Source organism: Streptomyces sp. NPDC059696, assembly GCF_042733745.1.
In the GTDB taxonomy this organism is placed as follows: Bacteria; Actinomycetota; Actinomycetes; order Streptomycetales; family Streptomycetaceae; genus Streptomyces.
The window spans coordinates 1-1,092 of the sequence record NZ_JBHWFG010000137.1 but is presented as its reverse complement, the minus strand read 5'-3'; the positions used below and the strand labels follow the sequence as shown (position 1 = coordinate 1,092).

Annotated in this window: 3 protein-coding genes; all 3 read right to left on the bottom strand. The window is 65.1% G+C overall.

From position 1 onward, the window contains the following. On the bottom strand, nucleotides 1-269 hold a 269-nt coding region (locus ACFV20_RS37155; RefSeq protein WP_385665598.1), incomplete at its 3' end, for an acyl-CoA thioesterase domain-containing protein. Nucleotides 270-271: 2 nt separating this feature from the next. Next, nucleotides 272-754 carry a cupin domain-containing protein gene (locus ACFV20_RS37150; RefSeq protein ID WP_385665596.1) on the bottom strand — a complete coding sequence of 161 codons (483 nt, stop codon included), beginning with the start codon at nucleotides 752-754 and terminating at the stop codon, nucleotides 272-274. 17 nt (nucleotides 755-771) lie between these two features. Then, the coding region (locus ACFV20_RS37145) for a fumarylacetoacetate hydrolase family protein (RefSeq protein WP_385665593.1) at nucleotides 772-1,092 on the bottom strand (321 nt) is incomplete at its 5' end.

Genomic DNA, 1,092 nt, shown 5'->3' with positions numbered 1-1,092 from the left:
TCCCGGAGGCGTTCCACTTCGTAGCGGACCGTCGAACCGATGTCCACCGGGCGCATGAAGTAGCTGTGCATCGAGTGGAGCTGCCTGTCCGCGTCCACCGAGCGCATCATTGCCGCTGCGGCTTGGGCCACCATGTCTCCACCGTAAGCCTTGGGCCACGGAACGTACTGGGTGGTGGCCTCGTAGGCTTCGTCGAAGACCTGGGCCTCCGTCCTTGTCAGCTCAACGGCCCGCAGGAAGGTCTCCGAGGTCAGGGTTCCCGTGATCATGCCTAGGCCCGACGGTAGTCGGCGAGGGCCTCGTCCGGGACGTCCTCAAGGTTGACCACGAGGTTCTCCGGGGTGCGGGCGGTCAGCCAGACGAGTTCCTCGGTGATGGACATGTTCGCTTCGACGTGCGGCATGAACGGCGGCACGAACACCCAGTCGCCGGCCTTCATATCGATGAACTCTGCGTAGTTCTCACCGAAGTAGATCCGGCCGTGGCCGCGGAGGACGTAGCCGCCGGTCTCTGCTTCGCCGTGGTGGTGCGGGAGGGAGCGGTAGCCGGGGGTGTTGGACACCTGGCCGAACCAGATCTTGGTTGCCGGGGTGTGCTGGATGCTGACGCCAGAGACGCGGATGCAGTCCCCGGACTGTGCCGTGTTGGTGTCCTCCGCGCCGGCCCGGGTGACGACGGGGATTACCTTGCCGTCGGGCTGGGCGTAGATGGAGTTGTCGCCTTCGAGGCGGTATTCGGTGGTGGTCTGGCTCATGGGTTTCTCCTTTGTCTTTAGGCGGGGGTGGTGGCTGGAACGTGGATCCGGAACCGGTTCTCCAGCCGGCCGATCCCGTCGATTTCTGTGGTCAAGGTGTCGCCGTCCTGGAGGAAGCGCGGCGGGGTCATGCCCATGCCCACTCCCCCGGGCGTTCCCGTGAGGACAAGGTCTCCCGGACGAAGAACGGTGAACTGCGAGATGTAGGAAAGCAACTGTGCGGGGCCGAACACGAGCGTGCGCGTGTTGCCGTCCTGGACGAGTTCGCCGTTGACGTAGCCCTTGACCTGGAAGTGTTCGCCGGCTTCGTCCGCGGTGACCATCACCGGGCCCACGGG

Excerpts from the sequence above, each read along its gene's own strand:
- ACFV20_RS37150 (WP_385665596.1), bottom strand. The coding sequence starts at position 754 with ATGAGCCAGACCACCACCGAATACCGCCTCGAAGGCGACAACTCCATC.